Origin of the sequence: Streptomyces sp. NBC_00996 (genome assembly GCF_045162675.1) — a bacterium.
Lineage (GTDB): Bacteria > Actinomycetota > Actinomycetes > Streptomycetales > Streptomycetaceae > Streptomyces.
This window is the reverse complement of record NZ_CP108723.1, coordinates 1509387-1525824: the sequence shown is the minus strand read 5'-3', so window position 1 is coordinate 1525824 and position 16438 is coordinate 1509387. Positions and strand designations below refer to the sequence as shown.

Here is a 16438-nt window from a genome sequence, read left to right as displayed (position 1 = left end):
GTGCCGCGTTCTGCCCGTCCGGCTGACCCTGGACGCGAGCGATGCCATAAGGGTGCTCGGCGATGCGTTCACCGACCCGGAGGACCCCGCAAGGTGCGGGACGCAGCGGCCTGCCGAGTCGCCGTGCCACGCGGTTGCGCGTGGCACCGCACCTCAGCTCGGGCGTACCGCCATCTTGTCGAGCGCCTCCAGGAGACCGGGCAGTTCCGGTCCACGACCGACGGGTAGGACCTCTCCGGGCTCCTCGTCGAGGAGGACGAACGCTATGTCGTCGGTCCTGGCGACCAAGGACCAGCCGGGGCCGTCGGCCCGCAGGGTCCGGGCGTCGCCCGTGGCGAAGGACGAGCGGACACGACCGAGCGGAGGCGGCGTTTCCACGTATGAGCGGGCCTCCGCGAGCACCCGGCGGACACCGCTGCGTGCCTCGCCGTCGACACTCGCCTCCTGAGCCGCTTCCTCGGCCCGGGCCACGTCGGGCTCGGCCTCGCCCTCCGACGTGACGAACTCGCTGTCGTCGATCTGCTCCCGCCAGGTCGCCCACTGCAGCGCGATCTCGTCGGCGCCGAGCCGCCGTTGGGCAGGACCCCAAGTGGCGGTGTCCGGCGGACTGAGCGGGGGCTGCTCCGTGAGCTCGGGCGCCGGGTCGTGCGGGGCCGGCACCCCGGGGGCCGAGACGGCGACCTCGAGCGGCCAGCCGGGCAGCGCGGAGACGACCGTGCGCTCGTCCGGCGACAGGTCGTGCTCCATTCCGCAGTCCCAGGACGCGATGGCGACGGCGACCAGCGAGACGTCGTCGACGACCACCGTCCACCGCGCGCCCTCGCCGTCCTGGCCGAGCACGAGACCGTACCCGTCGGCGAGAGGCGCGAGACCGAGCGCCGCACATGCCTCCGGGTAGTCGTCCCCCAGTACGCTGGGGAACTTCGCGGGTGTCAGCAACACCGCCGTCAGCACATAGAGCGCGTCGTCGTCCAGTGCGTCGTCGTCCCCGGTGGCGACGGCGCCATCGTCCGTCCCGGCCATCCCTGCCTCCCCATCGCTACGTTCGTCGGCGCACCATAATGCGACCGGAAGGCGCTTGTCACGGGCCCGAAGCACACGCGGAGCTGCAGTTATCCGGCTGGACAGGGGCGAAACGACCGTTCCGGCCCCGAGGTCAGGCCACGGGCAGTCCGAGCAGCGTACGGGCCACCGTCTGCGGCGACTCGTCGCGTTCTCGTGCCAGGGCTATCACGGCCCGGCAGGCGAGCTCGTTCACCCCGAACGACAGCGCCTCCGGCGACACCCATGCCGCCGCCTCGTCGATCTGGTCCTGGTCGTCCTCGGCGCACGCCGACACATAAGCCGCGGCCGCCTCGAACAGGTTGTGCGCACGCTTCTCGGACCGCGGCGCCGCGGTCCGGGACTCCTCGGACCGCTCGGTCCCCTTGTTGCGCCACTGCTTGCGGAGTCTGCCGAACATGCCGGACATCAGGCCACCTTCCCCCTGTGCGATGGTCATCTCCGATCGTTCATCTGCTGCTACTCAACGTAGAGTTGGAGCCGCGGCGACAGAAGGGGGACAGCCCGGTGAAGCGTTACGAGCGGCTCGAACAGATTCGGCGGATGGATCCGGAGAAGGAGGCGTCGGAGATCTACCGGCTCACCTCCGCGTACTAATTCCCCTGGGACTTCACCCGCGCCCTGGAAGTGGCCCTCTACCGCACCTACGCCGTCCCCGGCATCGGCCGGCTCCTCGCCGAGACGGCGGAACTCACGGACCGCGCACAGAAGCGCTACGACGACACGGCGCTGCTCCTCGATGCCATCGTCGAGCACGGCTTCGACGGTGAGCAGGGCCGCACGGCGATCCGCCGCATCAACCAGATGCACCGCAGCTACGACATCAGCAATGAAGACATGCGTTATGTACTCTGCACCTTCGTGGTCATGCCCAAAAGGTGGATCGAGGCCTACGGGTGGCGCAAGCTGTCGCGCCACGAGATCGTCGCGTCAACCGTGCACTACCGCACCCTGGGGCGGCACATGGGTATCCAGGACCTTCCTGAGACCTACGAGGAGTTCGAGGCCTGTCTCGACGCCTACGAAGAGGCGCACTTCGGGTGGGACGAGCGTGCACGCCGGGTCTCCGACGCGACGCTGGACCTGATGGCTTCCTGGTACCCGCGTCCGCTCGCGCCGCTGCTGCGTGCCTCGACCCTGGCCCTGCTCGATGAATCGCTGCTGCAGGCCTTCCGGTACAAAGCCCCGGGTGCCACGACGCGCGCGTTGGTCCGCCGCGCGGTGCGCGCGCGTGGTCGACTGGTTCGGCTGATGCCGCCGCGCCGTGCGCCGCACTTCGCGAGGCAGAACTGGGAGATCAAGGGCCACCCGGACGGCTACCGCGTCGCAGAGCTGGGCACCTGTCCGGTGCCCGGTGTGCGGGGTTGCCCCGTCTCACCGGCCACCCGCGCCGAGTGAGTCGATCGTGGCCCGCAGCCAGGTCAGTTCGGCCCGGCTCGTGGCTCGCGCGATGGTGAGGATGCCGCGCCGGAAGGGGTCGTCCAGCTCCTCGGCGGACAGCGGCCGGTCACCTTCGTAGAAGAAACTCGCGGGCTCCTCCAGGAAGGCGAGTCTGCGCCGCAGCACGGCGGCCTGGGCCCCCGGGTCCTCCAGGTGCCTGAGGAAGGCGAGCACCGTGAACCAGCGGTTCTCGTCGGTGATGTCGCGCTGTACCGGGTCCGCCAGCCGGCGGCGCAGCTCGCTTCTGCCTTCCTCCGTGAGCGTCAGAACATGACGAGGAGCGGCCACGGCGCCGGGCTGGGGCGCCCGCACCAGCAGGTCCGCCTTCTCCAACCGTTTGATCGCGGGATACAGCGTGCTCTCCGCCACGGGTTTCACATGCCCGGTCAGCGCGCTGATGCGCTTGCGCAGCTCGTAGCCGTGCAGGGGGGCGTCGTGCAGAAAACCGAGGATGGCCAGCTCCAGCATGCCCGCATTCTGCCGCACTTTCCTTGTACCTCGCTTCCGCTATACATCGGTACCGATGTATCCTCCTGGAGACGTGGAAAACCACGAAGCGGCGACACAGGGGAGTGCGCGATGCGGCAGGCCGAGTTCGACGGCAACGGAAGCCAGATCCGCTGGACGGAGGCGGCGGGCGCGGAACCGGCGCGGGTGTACGTGCACGGGTTGGGGGCGGCCTCGACGGTCTACCACGCCCATTTGGCGGCCCGGCCCGAACTGGCGGGCCGTCGTACTCTGTTCGTCGACCTGCCCGGTCACGGCATCAGCGACCGGCCCGCGGACTTCGGCTACACCCTGGAAGACCACGCGGACGCGTTGGCGGTGGCCCTGGACGCGGCCCACCTCGCCGGCACGGAGCTGGTCGCGCACAGCATGGGCGGCGCCGTCGCCATCGTGCTCGCCCACCGGCGGCCCGAACTCGTCTCACGGCTGGTCCTGGCGGAGGCCAACCTCGACCCGTACCCTCCGCTCACCGCGGGCAGCAGCGGCATCGCTTCCTACGAGGAGGACGACTACGTCGAAAACGGCGGTCACGCGCGCGTGCTGGCGAAGGTCGGTCCCTCCTGGGCTGCCACCATGCGACTCGCCGATCCGCGCGCCCTGCACCGCACGGCGACGGGGCTCAGTCGCGGCACGAACCCCACGATGCGCCGGATGCTCGAAGAGCTGACGGCGGACCGCGTCTACCTTCAGGGTGAGCTGAGCGGTGAACTCCCGGGCAGCGAAGGCCTGGAGGCCGCCGGAGTGCGCGTCGTGACCGTGCCCAGGGCCGGACACAACGTCATGTTCGACAACCCCGATGCCGTCGCGGTGGAGATCGCCGGAAGGGGCTGACACTCCAGCCACAGGGCGGGGCTGACGCTCCGGCCCAGGGAGAGGCTGACGCCACAGGCGGGCCGTAATGGGCTGACGCCTCACCCGCGGGTGACGCGGCCGCCGCGTCACCCGCGACGTACGGCCAGTGCGAGGAAACGGGCGTCCTCGTCGACGTACGACGTCATGGCCCAGCCGGAACCGGCGAGGAGGGGACCGAGGTTGCCCTCCGCACGCAGGTCGTCCGGGGTGATCTGCCGGCCCTGACGGGCCGCGAGCGCCGCCCGGCCGATCGGGTGGAAGAGGGCGAGGGTGCCGCCCGGCCGCACCACGCGTGCCAACTCCTTCAGGTTCTCCGCCGGGTTCGGCAGGTGCGCGACAAGCCCCGCCGCGAACACCGCGTCCAGCGAATCCGTGCGGAACGGAAGCCCGGCGACGTCGGCGAGCAGCAACTGCCCGTCGCGGTTCCGCCCGGCCCGTACGGCGGCCTCCAGCATGGCGGGCGTCAGATCGGCCCCGATGACCACTCCGGAGGCCCCTACGGCCGCTCGTAGCGGTGGCAGGGCGCGGCCGGTGCCGCAGCCCGCGTCGAGCACGCGGTCGCCCTCGCGCAGACCGAGTTCGGCGACCGCGGCCGCGTACGCCGGCCCGTCGTCGGGGAACCGCTCGTCCCAGTCCGCCGCGCGGGCCGTGAAGAACTCCTGGACGTGTGTGTGGTCGTCGCTCATGTTCCGCATGATCCCTCACCGACACGAAAGACGTCGCGGTGCACACGTTCGCGCGTGACGCGATCGTTCAGGTACATCTCTTCGTCATATTCCAACAGCTTTCGAAATGCGCCCCCGTTGTGCGCCCCTGCTCGGACTAGCGTCCCTGGGCCATGGGACACCTGGACCACGCCGCCTTCGGCTGGCTGACACCCGTGCTGTCGTACGTGATGGCCTGCATAGGCGCTGCCCTGGGGCTGCGCTGCACGGTCCGCGCGCTCGGCGCCACCGGGCGGTCACGCCGCAATTGGCTCCTCACCGCGGCCTCCGCGGTCGGCACCGGCATCTGGACCATGCACTTCGTGGCGATGCTCGGCTTCAGAGTCACCGGTACGGAGATGCGCTACAACGTGCCTTTGACCATCCTCAGTCTGCTCGTCGCCATGGTCGTCGTCGGCGCGGGCGTCTTCGCCGTCGGGTACGGCCGCGACCGGGGCCGCGCACTCGTCCTGGGCGGGCTCACCACTGGGCTCGGCGTCGCGAGCATGCACTACCTGGGCATGGCCGCGCTGCGGCTGCACGGCCAAGTGCGCTACGACCCGGCCCTGGTCGGGCTCTCCGTCGTGATCGCCGTGGTCGCGGCGACCGCGGCCCTGTGGGCGGCGCTCAACATCAAGTCGCCCGTGGCGGTCGCCGTCGCCTCCCTCGTCATGGGCGGCGCGGTGAGCAGCATGCACTACACCGGAATGCTGGCGGTGAGCGTGCACGTCAGCCCCTCCGCGCAGGCCCTGCCCGGGGCCACGGCGATGCAGTTCATCTTCCCCCTCGCCGTCGGCCTCGGGTCCTTCCTCTTCCTGACGTCGGCGTTCGTCGCGCTGTCGCCGACGTCCGACGAACGCGAAGCATCCGCATCGGCCCAGCGGCCGGTCGAGAGCGTCGCCCGCTAGCGGCGGGCCCGGAGCCACGACGGCCCGGAAGGCACGCCCCGAACCTTTCCGATCGAGGAGGCCATGCGCACATCCCGTAGGACCCCCACAGCCGGCGCCGAGCCGCCGCCCCAGCCCTTGGCGCGCGGTCGCCGTGCGCACGCCGGCCCGCCGGCCGACGAGCGCACGGAAACCGACGAAACCCTCGCCGGGCCGCCGCCAGAGGCACCCACGCGCGCGGGACGGTGGCGCATCAGGCCCCGCACCGTACGAGCCAAGATCGTCTGCCTGCTGATGGTGCCGGTCATCTCCTTGCTCGCCCTGTGGGCGTACGCCACGGTGAGCACTGCTCAGGACGTCGCGCGGCTACGGCAATTGCAGCGCGTGGACTCGACGGTCCGAGCTCCGGTCGACGCAGCCGTCGCCGCCCTCCAGGCCGAGCGTGTGGCCGCCGTCCGCTACGCGACCGACCCGGCCACTGAACAGCCGAACGACCTCAAGGTACTGGCGCGGCGCACCGACCGGGCGGTGGCGAAGCTGCGACTTGGCGACCACAACACGGTCGCCGACGGTGCCGACCTGCCGGCGGGAGTGGCGGGGCGCCTCGAAGCCTTCGTCACCGCAGCCGAACAAGTGCGGTCCCTGCGCACTGCCGTGCTGGACCGCCGTACCGGATGGGACGAGGCATACGGGCAATACACCAAGACCGTCGCGACGGCCTTCGGCGTGGGCGGCGCGCTCACCGGCATCCAGGACGCCGACCTCGGTTCCGACGCGCGCGTGCTACTCGAATTCTCCCGGGCCGGGGAAGCGCTGGCCCAGGAGGACGCGGTGCTGTCCGGCGCCCGGGCCGCCGGGACCCTCGATGGGGAACGGCTGCGTCTGTTCACCGGTGCCGTCGTCACCCGCCGTACCCTGACCGATTCGGCCGTCGCGGATCTGCGCGGGCCCGAACGAGCCGCCTGGCACGACCTCGTGGAGGGGAGCGCGTACGCCGACGTACGCGCCGCCGAGGACAAGGTGCTTGTCTCCCGCCCCGGTGGCAAAGCGATCGACGCCGCGCCGGAGGCCGACTGGAACACGGCCCACACGCGCGTGCAGGACGGAATGCGCACGATCGCGGCGAACGCGGGCCGCGGTGTCGCGGACCGGGCAGACCCGTTCACACGCGGTCTGCTCACCCCCGCCGGTGCCGCGGTCCTGTTCGGGCTCGCTGCCGTCGTCGCGTCGCTCGTCATCTCCGTACGCATCGGACGCGGTCTCGTCGTCGAATTGGTGAGCCTGCGCAACAGCGCCCTCGAGATCGCGCGCCGCAAACTGCCGCAGGCCATGCGCAGGCTGCGAGCGGGCGAGGAGATCGACGTCCGCGCCGAGGCCCCGCCCGGGCCGCCCGCGGAGGACGAGACCGGACAGGTCGCGGAAGCTCTCGGCACCGTGCACCGAGCCGCCCTGCGCGCCGCCGTCGAACGCGCGGAACTCGCCAGCGGAATTTCCGGGGTCTTCGTCAATCTCGCCCGCCGCAGCCAGGTTCTCGTGCACCGCCAACTGAGCCTGCTGGACAGCATGGAGCGCAGGTCGGAGGATCCGAACGAACTGAGCGACCTGTTCCGGCTCGACCACCTCACCACACGGATGCGGCGCCACGCGGAGAGCCTGATCATCCTCTCCGGAGCCGCACCCGGCCGGGCCTGGCGCATGCCGGTGTCACTGACGAACGTGGTCCGCGCAGCCGTCTCCGAAGTCGAGGACTACGCGCGCGTGGAGGTACGACAACTCCCCGAGGCATCCGTGGCCGGAGCCGCGGTGGCCGACCTCACGCACCTCCTGGCGGAGATCGTCGAGAACGCCGCGCAATTCTCGCCGCCGCACACCCGCGTGCGGATAACCGGCGAGCCCGTCGGCAACGGCTACGCGGTCGAGGTCGAGGACCGGGGGCTCGGCATGGGCAAGGAGACCCTCGCCGAGGCCAACCGGCGCATCGAGCAGTCCGAGGCGCTCGACCTGTTCGACAGCGACCGGCTAGGCCTCTTCGTGGTCAGCAGGCTGGCGGCCCGGCACGGCATCAAGGTGCACCTGCGGACCTCGCCCTACGGCGGAACCACCGCGGTCGTTCTGCTGCCCACGGCCCTGCTGCACGGCGGCGCGGCGGAACGTTCCACCCGCAGGGCGGACATCGACAGGCCCGCGGAACGGGAGTACGCGCGCGTGTCGGCCGCCCAGGAACAGGACTCCGTCCAGGCCATCACCGAGCGGCCCGCATTGGTGCCCCCGGTGCAGGCAGCCCCCGAAGCTCCCGTGAACGGCTCGTCGGACAACCCACCACCTGGCGTCACCACGCTGCGGCTGCACCGTCCCCCGGACGACGCCGAAGGCTCCGACGACCTTCCACGCCGTGTACGGCAGGCGAGCCTCGCCCCCCAACTGCGCGAACACCGCTCCGAGGAGCCGGCGCAAACGCAGGGTCCCCAGAGCGACGACCGGCGCACCCCCGAACTCGTACGGGACCGCATGGCGGCCTACCGCGACGGCTGGGCACGCGGCGGCGGCAGGTCAGCAGGCCTCGGCGCCACCCCCGACCCGCAAGCGGGCAGCGACAGCAGCGAAGGAGACCCCGCATGATCCAGGATCCGAGCATGAGGGCCGCCCAGCGGTCCGGCGAACTCGACTGGCTGCTGGACGACTTGGTGCTGCGTGTGGCCGAAGTGCGACACGCCGTGGTGCTGTCGAACGACGGGCTTGCGGTGGGCGCGTCCACCGGCCTCAGGCGCGAGGACGCCGAACACCTCGCCGCCGTCGCCTCCGGCTTCCACAGCCTGGCCAAGGGTGCGGGGCGCCACTTCGGCGCCGGCGGAGTACGTCAGACGATGGTGGAGATGGACGACGGCTTCCTGTTCGTCGCCGCGGCGGGGGACGGTTCCTGCCTCGCCCTCCTCACCGCCGTCACCGCCGACATCGGCCTGGTGGCGTACGAGATGGCGCTGCTGGTCAAGCGCGTCGGCGAGCACCTCTACACGCCGCCGCGCGCCGCCGCACAGCCGCCCGCAGCCGGATGACCGAGGACGGTCGGTGCAGATGACCGAGGACACGCCGGGCAGTCAGTGGTACGACAACGAGGCCGGACCACTCGTTCGTCCCTATGCGATGACGGGTGGGCGTACCAAACCCGGCCCCACCGGGGTGCGCTTCGACCTGATCGCCCTGGTGACACTCGACGCGGGCGCACCCGACGTCGACGAAGACACCTCGCTCGGTCCGGAACATCGGGCGCTGATCGAACTGTGCCGGATCGAGACGCAGTCGGTGGCCGAACTGGCCGCGGACGCCGACCTGCCGGTGGGCGTGGTCAGGGTGCTCCTCGGTGACCTGCTGGAACTGGGCTGCCTCACCGTCAGCCGCCCCGTGCCGCCGGCGCAACTGCCCGACGAGCGGATTCTCCGCGAGGTGATCGAGGGACTGAGAGCGCTCTAGATGAATCATCTCGGCTTGGCCTTGGACCTCTATGTGCCCACATCCGGGCACCGATGGGGTGCGAGCCGGTCAGAACGGTCAAATTGCGGTCCAATCCCTCGAAGGGGAGCCGCAGTTGCCATGATGCTGACTTCGCACACCCGCACAGATGTACCGACGCACACCCGCTCAGATGTGGCGCGCGCCCTGCACAGATGTACCGACGTCGACCGTTGCCGGCACTCCCGAGAGAAGTGATCGATGGTCTCCGAGAACTCCGACGCCTCGGGTGGCGAGATGACCGCCCTGGCATTGAAGATACTGGTCGCCGGCGGATTCGGCGTGGGCAAGACCACCCTGGTGGGCGCGGTCAGTGAGATCAGGCCGCTGCGTACCGAGGAACTGCTCAGCGAGGCGGGTCAGTCGGTGGACGACACCGACGGCGTGGACCAGAAGGTCACGACGACGGTCGCCATGGACTTCGGACGCATCACCATCAGGTCCGGCCTCTCGCTCTACCTCTTCGGAACCCCGGGGCAGGACCGGTTCTGGTTCCTGTGGGACGAGCTGTCGCAGGGCGCCCTCGGCGCCGTCGTCCTCGCGGACACCCGGCGGCTCGAGGACTGCTTCCCCGCGGTGGACTATTTCGAGCACCGGCACATCCCGTTCGTGGTGGCCGTCAACTGCTTCGCGGGCGCCCGCGCCTACGGCGCCCAGGACGTGTCTCGCGCCCTTGACCTCGACCGGGGCACGCCCGTGGTCCTCTGCGACGCACGTGACCGCGACTCCGGGAAGGAGGTGCTGATTCGTCTCGTCGAGTACGCCGGGCGGGTGCACACTGCCCGGCTGCTCGACTCCGTCGGCTGATGTGAAGAGCGACCGCACCGGAGGCTTCCGTGGCCGCTCCGGTGCGGACCGATGTTCTCAGTCGGCCACGGAGGCGTAGGCCAGGACCTTCTCGATCCGTACGCGTACGAGGAGTTCACCGGGAACCCCGTTGCGTTTCCCGAACTCCTCGGCGCGATCGTCTCCCATGTACCGCGCGCCGATCCGCGCCGCCCAGTGCCGCAACTCGTCGAGGTCCTCCGAAAGCTCGGCCCGCCCCTCCAGCACGACGAAGTCGAAGGGCGGCCGGTCGTCGTCCACGCACAGCGCGACCCGGCCGTCCCGGGCGAGGTTCCGTCCCTTCACACTCTCCTTTGCGGTGTTGAAGACCACGTCGTCGCCGTCCAGCAGAAACCAGATCGGCGTCACGTGCGGACTTCCGTCGGCTCGGACAGTGGACAGCTTTCCGGTGCGGGTGCCGTGCGAGACGAACGCCCGCCATTGCTCCTCGGTCATCTTCTCTGCCATGCCGCCCATCCTCCTTGCTCGGACGGCGGCTGTGGGGAAGGCTGGCTGGTCAGATCCTCCGTACAGGGGGAAGGACACCACGGGGAGACCGGATCATGGCGCAGAACACGGGACTTGGCTGGCTGCTGGACGACCTGACCGAGCGCGTCGAACACATACGGCACGCGCTGGTGCTGTCCAACGACGGACTGGTGACGGGCGCGAGCACAGGGCTGCGGCGCGAGGACGCCGAACACCTCGCCGCGGTCTCGTCGGGCCTGCACAGCCTGGCCAAGGGCTCCGGCCGTCACTTCGGCGCGGGTCAAGTGCGCCAGACAATGGTTGAGTTCGACGATGCGGTGCTCTTCGTCACCGCTGCGGGCTCCGGAAGCTGTCTGTGCGTCCTCAGTGCCGCGGAGGCCGACATCGGTCAGGTCGCCTATGAGATGACGCTGCTCGTCAACCGCGTCGGCGAACATCTCCGCGTGGACGAGCGGCAGCCCGAAAGTACACCCACTGTAGACCTCTGACCTGCGCATACGCTGCCGCGGTCTCAGTTATCCACAGGCTCGCCGCGATGTCCGCCGAGCCGGATACGGTTTTTCTCGAAGCTAGCGCACGCCAGCGCGAGCAACTCGCTCCACGGGGGAGAACCGTCATGTCCGGCACCACGACTACACAGTCCGCCACGTCGTCACTCAGCCGCGCCGCACGAGAACTGGAACTCAGGCGCGGCGAGTTCGACCTCGCCCTGCACCTCGGATGCGTCCGTTCCGTTCCCGACGAGGGCGGAGGAGGACGTCGCGTCACACGTGCGGAGGTCGACCGGGTGCGCTCCGAGGACGGCTTTCCCGAAGCGTTGCGGGAGCGCGTCAGGACTGTCGGCACCACGGAGGCCGCTGCCCTCATGGGTGTGACGACCGCCAGGTTCACGCGCTTCGCGCGACTGGGACTGGTGGTACCGGTGACGTTCTACTTGAACCGGTACAGGGCTGTGGTGTGGCTGTATCTGGCCGAGGAGCTTCGGCAGTTCGCGGCCGACAAGCAGAACGCACCACTGCTGAGCGGCCGTACGCCCGAAGGACTCCGCGACCAGTTGGAGGGCGGCCTGGACCTGCGCCCGCGCAACTGGCGGGGACGGCACATGGGATTCCTGCTGCGGCAGACTGAGGACCCCTGGGCGCGGACCGCGGTCGTGGCATCCCTGCTCGATCCCGTTCAGGTGGCGGAGATCGTCAGGGATCCGTACGAGCGCGCCTACCTGAAGCGCTTCCGGCCCGAGCGGCCCTCCCACGGGGCGCCGGACTCTCCCGCCGCGCACTTGGCATCGAGGATCATGACGGCCCAGGATCCCGACGAGATCAGCTGGCTCCGGGCCGACCTGGGCCAGGCTCTTGCCGAAGCCCGAGAGCTGCGCCCCGCACCTCGCCCGACCCCGAAGGTCTCACCTTCCGTGGCCACACCACTGGTGACCTCACCACCGGTGACTTCGCGGCCTGGGCAGTCCGCTCGGGAGGATCGGCCCACGACGGAGGAAACCGAGCGGCCACGAAGGCTGCTCGGGTGGCTACGGCGCAGAGACGCCTGACTGCCCGACGTCTTCCGGCAGCGCCGCGAAGCCCCTTCCCGGGACGGTCGAACGCTTCCTTACAGCGCCCGGAACAGCCCCTCCTGGACGACCGAGACGAGCAGCCGTCCCTTCAGGTCGTAGATCCGTCCGCGGGCGAGCCCGCGTCCGCCCGTCGCGATCGGGGACTCCTGGTCGTACAGGAACCACTCGTCCGCGCGGAACGGCCGGTGGAACCACATGGCGTGGTCCAGCGAGGCCATGTCGAAGCCCCGCGGACCCCACAGCGGTTCCACCGGGATGCGGACGGCGTCCAGGAGGGTCATGTCGCTCGCGTACGTGAGGGCGCAGGTGTGCACGAGCGGATCGTCGCCCAGCGGCCCGACGGCACGCATCCACACCGCGCTGCGCGGCTCGGCGTCCTTGGTCTCCTCGGGTGTCCAGCGCAGCCGGTCCACATAGCGGATGTCGAACGGTTGGCGCCGTGCCATGCGCTCCAACGCCTCGGGGAGCGCGCCCAGATGCTCCTGGATCTCCTGCGTCACCGTCGGCAGCGACTCGGGGTCCGGAATCTCGCGGGCCGGCGGCAGCTGGTGCTCGAAGCTCCCGATCTCAGGCTTGTGAAAGGAGGCGGTCAGATTGAAGATCGTGCGGCCCTGCTGCACGGCGGTGACGCGGCGAGTGGTGAAGGACCGCCCGTCCCGGACCCGTTCGACCTGGTACACGATCGGCACACCCGGTCGGCCCGGGCGCAGGAAGTACGCGTGCAGTGAGTGCACCGGCCGGTCGCCCTCGGTGGTGCGCCCGGCGGCGACCAGCGCCTGCCCCGCCACCTGGCCGCCGAAGACGCGTTGCAGTGACTCCTGCGGGCTGCGGCCACGGAAGATGTTGACCTCTATCTGCTCCAGGTCGAGCAGGTCGACGAGCCTCTCGGCCGGGTTCGTCATGTGTGGGATTCTCCTGTGCTCACAGCTGACCGACGTCGGTGACCTTGACGATGGCGCGACCCTCCGCGTCGGAGGCCGCGAGGTCGACCTCCGCGCTGATGCCCCAGTCATGGTCGCCGTTCGGGTCGGCGAAGGTCTGACGGACGCGCCACAGACCGTTCTGCGGCTCCTCCACGATCGACAGCAGCTTCGGGCCGCGCGCGTCGGGGCCGGTGCCGAGGTCCTCGTACTCGTCCCAGTACTTGTCCATTGCCTCGCCCCAGGCGTCGGCGTCCCAGCCGGAGTCGCCATCCATCTCACCGAGCTCGTCGACATGATCGAGAGCGGCGAGCTCGACGCGGCGGAACATGGCATTGCGGACGAGGACGCGGAAGGCGCGGGCGTTCGAGGTGACCGGCTTGACCTGATCGGCCTTCTCCTGGGCCTCCTCGGACGTCATCTCCTCGGGGTTGGCGAGCTGCTCCCACTCGTCCAGGAGGCTGGAGTCGACCTGGCGCACCATCTCGCCCAGCCAGGCGATCAGATCCTCCAGGTCCTCGGACTTGAGGTCGTCCGGGACGGTGTGCTCAAGGGCCTTGTAGGCGCTGGCGAGGTAGCGCAGGACAATGCCCTCGGTACGGGCGAGCTCGTAGAAGGAGACGAACTCCGTGAAGGACATGGCTCGTTCGTACATGTCACGGATCACGGACTTCGGGGACAGCGGATGGTCACCGACCCACGGATGGCTCTTGCGGTAGGTGTTGTACGCGTGGAAGAGCAGTTCCTCCAGCGGCTTGGGGTACGACACGTCCTGGAGCCGCTCCATGCGCTCCTCGTACTCGACGCCGTCCGCCTTCATCGCGGCCACGGCTTCGCCGCGTGCCTTGTTCTGCTGGGCCGCGAGGATCTGTCGCGGATCGTCCAGCGTGGACTCGACGACGGACACCATGTCGAGGGCGTAGGAGGGGGATTCGGGGTCCAGGAGCTCGAACGCGGCGAGCGCGAAGGTCGACAGCGGTTGGTTGAGCGCGAAGTCCTGCTGGAGGTCGACGGTGAGGCGCACAATGCGGCCCGTGGCGTCCGGCTCGTCGAGCTTCTCGACGATGCCGCCGTCGAGGAGCGAGCGGTAGATGGCGATCGCCCGCCGGATGTGCCGCAGTTGCTGCCTGCGCGGCTCGTGGTTGTCCTCCAGCAGATGCCGCATCGCCTCGAAGGCGTTGCCGGGCCGGGCGATCACCGACAGCAGCATGGTGTGCGTCACCCGGAAGCGCGAGGTCAGCGGTTCGGGCTCGGAGGCGATGAGCTTCTCGAAGGTGTTGTCCGTCCAGCCGACGAAGCCCTCGGGAGCCTTCTTGCGCACGACCTTGCGGCGCTTCTTCGGGTCGTCGCCCGCCTTGGCGAGAGCCTTCTCGTTCTCGATGACGTGCTCGGGCGCCTGGGCCACGACGAAGCCGGCCGTGTCGAAGCCGGCTCGCCCGGCGCGGCCGGCGATCTGGTGGAACTCGCGGGCGCGCAGCGTCCGGACCCGGTTGCCGTCGTACTTCGTCAGTGCCGTGAACAGTACGGTACGGATGGGGACGTTGACACCGACGCCGAGTGTGTCCGTGCCGCAGATGACCTTCAGGAGACCGGCCTGGGCGAGTTTCTCCACCAGCCGACGGTACTTGGGCAGCATGCCCGCGTGGTGCACGCCGATTCCGTGGCGCACGTAGCGGGAGAGGTTGCGGCCGAATTTGGTGGTGAAGCGGAAGTTGCCGATCAGCTCGGCGATCTGGTCCTTCTCCTCCCGCGTGCACATGTTGATGCTCATCAGCGCCTGCGCCCGCTCCACGGCCTGGGCCTGGGTGAAGTGCACGATGTAGACGGGAGCCTGCTTGGTCGCGAGCAGTTCGGTGAGTGTTTCGGTGAGCGGAGTCAGCACGTACTCGTAGGAGAGAGGCACGGGTCGGGTCGCCGAGCGGACCACCGAGGTGGGGCGGCCGGTGCGCCGGGTCAGGTCCTTCTCGAACATCGAGACGTCGCCGAGCGTCGCCGACATCAGGATGAACTGCGCCTGCGGCAGTTCCAGGATCGGAATCTGCCAGGCCCAGCCGCGATCGGCCTCCGCGTAGAAGTGGAACTCGTCCATCACGACCTGCCCGACGTCAGCGTGCTTGCCGTCCCGCAGGGCGATCGACGCGAGTACCTCGGCGGTGCAGCAGATCACGGGGGCGTCGGCGTTCACGGAGGCGTCGCCGGTGAGCATGCCGACGTTCTCGGTGCCGAAGATCTTGCAGAGCTCGAAGAACTTCTCCGAGACGAGCGCCTTGATCGGTGCCGTATAGAAGGTGACCTCGTCACGGGCGAGTGCCGCGAAATGCGCACCCGCGGCGATCATGCTCTTGCCCGAGCCGGTGGGGGTCGAGACGATCACGTTCGCGCCCGAGACCACCTCGATCAGCGCCTCCTCCTGATGGGGGTAGAGGGTGAGACCGCGTTCCCCGGCCCACGACTCGAAGGCTTCGTAGAGGGCGTCGGGATCTGCGGTCTGCGGCAGCTGATCGATAAGGGTCACGCCCCCATCTTGCCTGTCAACCCGCTCGATGGGGGAATCGGATGCTGGTCGGAAGATCACGGAGGCTACGCTGTGGCGCCGACGAAGCGTCAGTGCGCACGGGCAACTGGACAGCGGTACAAGAGGAATGGGGCGGGGAACGGCCATGATGGGACCAGCACACTCACTGTCGGGAGCCGCGGCCTGGCTCGGTGTCGGAGCGGCGGCCGCCGCGTCCGGCCACACCATGCCCTGGCCGGTCCTCCTGGTCGGCGCCCTGATCTGCGCCGGCGCCGCGCTCGCCCCCGACCTGGACCACAAGGCGGCCACCATCTCGCGCGCCTTCGGGCCGCTCTCGCGGGGTCTGTGCGAGATCGTCGACAAGCTCTCGTATGCCGTCTACAAGGGGACGAGGAAGCAGGGCGACCCCCGGCGCTCCGGCGGCCACCGCACGCTGACGCACACCTGGCTGTGGGCGGTGCTGATCGGCGCGGGCACCTCGGTCCTGGCGATCACCGGCGGGCGCTGGGCGGTCCTGGCCATCCTCTTCGTGCACATGGTGCTCGCCATCGAAGGGCTGCTGTGGCGGGCCGCCCGCGGTTCCAGCAGCGACATCCTGGTCTGGCTGCTGGCCGCGACGAGCGCCTGGATCCTCGCCGGGGTCCTGGACAAACCGGGCAACGGCGCGGACTGGCTGTTCACGGCACCCGGTCAGGAATACCTGTGGCTCGGGCTCCCGATCGTCCTGGGTGCCCTCGTGCACGACATCGGGGACGCGCTGACGGTGTCCGGCTGCCCGATCCTGTGGCCCATCCCCGTCGGTCGCAAGCGCTGGTACCCGATAGGCCCGCCCAAGGCGATGCGCTTCCGCGCCGGCAGCTGGGTCGAGCTCAAGGTGCTGATGCCGGTGTTCATGCTGCTGGGCGGGGTGGGGTGCGCGGCTGCGCTCAATTTCATCTGAGGGGGAGGCCCGGGGGCGGGAGCGTGCTCGGGGGCGTGCCACGAGGACCGTGGCGGGAGGGACGTGCAGTGGTCCGCTAGTAGTGGCCACGTTGCGCGGCAGGTCGATCGGACAGCGATGCGGGATCTTGAGCCCCGTCCGGGCGGCGAGGAGCGGGCCGCCGTGGGGGGCGTCGTGGGGCGGGCGTCGGTGTGGGGACAGGAGTGGGCGGCCTTGTGGA

General features: G+C 69.8%; 16 protein-coding genes and 1 pseudogene. 10 read left to right on the top strand and 7 right to left on the bottom strand.

Features of this window, described 5'->3' with window-relative positions; translation table 11 throughout:
* Positions 1 to 153 precede the first annotated feature (153 nt).
* Entirely contained in the window at positions 154 to 1023 is an 870-nt protein-coding gene (locus OG390_RS07395) for a hypothetical protein (RefSeq protein WP_406166012.1), read from the bottom strand.
* Positions 1024 to 1156: 133 nt separating this feature from the next.
* Positions 1157 to 1462, bottom strand: a complete 306-nt coding sequence (locus tag OG390_RS07390; protein ID WP_399088642.1) for a hypothetical protein — start codon at positions 1460 to 1462, stop codon at positions 1157 to 1159.
* A gap of 107 nt (positions 1463 to 1569) precedes the next feature.
* Here OG390_RS07390 and OG390_RS07385 point away from each other — a divergent pair.
* Positions 1570 to 2460 (top strand): annotated as a pseudogene (locus OG390_RS07385) (oxygenase MpaB family protein).
* Here OG390_RS07385 and OG390_RS07380 read toward each other — a convergent pair.
* Positions 2437 to 2970: a PadR family transcriptional regulator gene (locus tag OG390_RS07380; RefSeq protein ID WP_406166010.1), complete on the bottom strand. Its 534-nt coding sequence runs from the start codon at positions 2968 to 2970 to the stop codon at positions 2437 to 2439. The pseudogene OG390_RS07385 and the gene OG390_RS07380 overlap by 24 nt on opposite strands.
* 111 nt (positions 2971 to 3081) lie before the next feature.
* Between OG390_RS07380 and OG390_RS07375 the strand changes: the two genes are divergently transcribed.
* The gene (locus tag OG390_RS07375) at positions 3082 to 3840 is read left to right on the top strand and encodes an alpha/beta fold hydrolase (protein ID WP_406166008.1); all 759 of its coding nucleotides are present in this window, start codon (positions 3082 to 3084) and stop codon (positions 3838 to 3840) included.
* A 107-nt stretch (positions 3841 to 3947) separates the two neighbouring features.
* Here the strand turns inward: OG390_RS07375 and OG390_RS07370 are convergent, their stop codons facing one another.
* Complete coding sequence (locus tag OG390_RS07370; protein WP_406166006.1) at positions 3948 to 4547, bottom strand: class I SAM-dependent methyltransferase; 600 nt, start codon at positions 4545 to 4547, stop codon at positions 3948 to 3950.
* A gap of 152 nt (positions 4548 to 4699) precedes the next feature.
* Between OG390_RS07370 and OG390_RS07365 the strand changes: the two genes are divergently transcribed.
* From OG390_RS07365 to OG390_RS07345, 5 genes are all read left to right on the top strand, one after another.
* On the top strand, positions 4700 to 5473 hold the full coding sequence (locus OG390_RS07365; protein ID WP_399088424.1) for an MHYT domain-containing protein: 774 nt from the start codon (positions 4700 to 4702) through the stop codon (positions 5471 to 5473).
* 63 nt (positions 5474 to 5536) lie between these two features.
* Positions 5537 to 8071 (top strand): nitrate- and nitrite sensing domain-containing protein, encoded by a 2535-nt coding sequence (locus tag OG390_RS07360; RefSeq protein WP_406166003.1) that lies wholly within the window; start codon positions 5537 to 5539, stop codon positions 8069 to 8071.
* Positions 8068 to 8505: a roadblock/LC7 domain-containing protein gene (locus tag OG390_RS07355; protein ID WP_406166001.1), complete on the top strand. Its 438-nt coding sequence runs from the start codon at positions 8068 to 8070 to the stop codon at positions 8503 to 8505. The genes OG390_RS07360 and OG390_RS07355 overlap by 4 nt, the downstream gene beginning before the upstream one ends.
* 19 nt (positions 8506 to 8524) lie before the next feature.
* A complete protein-coding gene (locus OG390_RS07350; protein WP_406165999.1) occupies positions 8525 to 8920 on the top strand; it encodes a DUF742 domain-containing protein in 396 nt (131 codons plus the stop codon).
* Positions 8921 to 9160: 240 nt separating this feature from the next.
* Positions 9161 to 9766 (top strand): GTP-binding protein, encoded by a 606-nt coding sequence (locus OG390_RS07345; RefSeq protein WP_399088432.1) that lies wholly within the window; start codon positions 9161 to 9163, stop codon positions 9764 to 9766.
* A 57-nt stretch (positions 9767 to 9823) separates the two neighbouring features.
* Here the strand turns inward: OG390_RS07345 and OG390_RS07340 are convergent, their stop codons facing one another.
* Entirely contained in the window at positions 9824 to 10252 is a 429-nt protein-coding gene (locus OG390_RS07340; protein ID WP_399088434.1) for a PPOX class F420-dependent oxidoreductase, read from the bottom strand.
* Positions 10253 to 10347: 95 nt separating this feature from the next.
* On the opposite strand from OG390_RS07340, the gene OG390_RS07335 reads away from it, so the two are divergent.
* Both OG390_RS07335 and OG390_RS07330 read left to right on the top strand, forming a co-directional pair.
* Positions 10348 to 10761 carry a roadblock/LC7 domain-containing protein gene (locus OG390_RS07335; RefSeq protein WP_406165997.1) on the top strand — a complete coding sequence of 138 codons (414 nt, stop codon included), beginning with the start codon at positions 10348 to 10350 and terminating at the stop codon, positions 10759 to 10761.
* A 128-nt stretch (positions 10762 to 10889) separates the two neighbouring features.
* Positions 10890 to 11819, top strand: a complete 930-nt coding sequence (locus OG390_RS07330; protein ID WP_406165995.1) for a DUF6397 family protein — start codon at positions 10890 to 10892, stop codon at positions 11817 to 11819.
* Between the two features lie 59 nt (positions 11820 to 11878).
* Here the strand turns inward: OG390_RS07330 and OG390_RS07325 are convergent, their stop codons facing one another.
* Positions 11879 to 12745 carry an acyl-CoA thioesterase gene (locus OG390_RS07325; RefSeq protein ID WP_406165993.1) on the bottom strand — a complete coding sequence of 289 codons (867 nt, stop codon included), beginning with the start codon at positions 12743 to 12745 and terminating at the stop codon, positions 11879 to 11881.
* 19 nt (positions 12746 to 12764) lie between these two features.
* A complete protein-coding gene (locus tag OG390_RS07320; protein WP_406165991.1) occupies positions 12765 to 15278 on the bottom strand; it encodes a DEAD/DEAH box helicase in 2514 nt (837 codons plus the stop codon).
* 145 nt (positions 15279 to 15423) lie between these two features.
* Here OG390_RS07320 and OG390_RS07315 point away from each other — a divergent pair, with 145 nt between their 5' ends.
* Positions 15424 to 16218 carry a metal-dependent hydrolase gene (locus OG390_RS07315; protein WP_399088445.1) on the top strand — a complete coding sequence of 265 codons (795 nt, stop codon included), beginning with the start codon at positions 15424 to 15426 and terminating at the stop codon, positions 16216 to 16218.
* Positions 16219 to 16438: the final 220 nt, after the last annotated feature.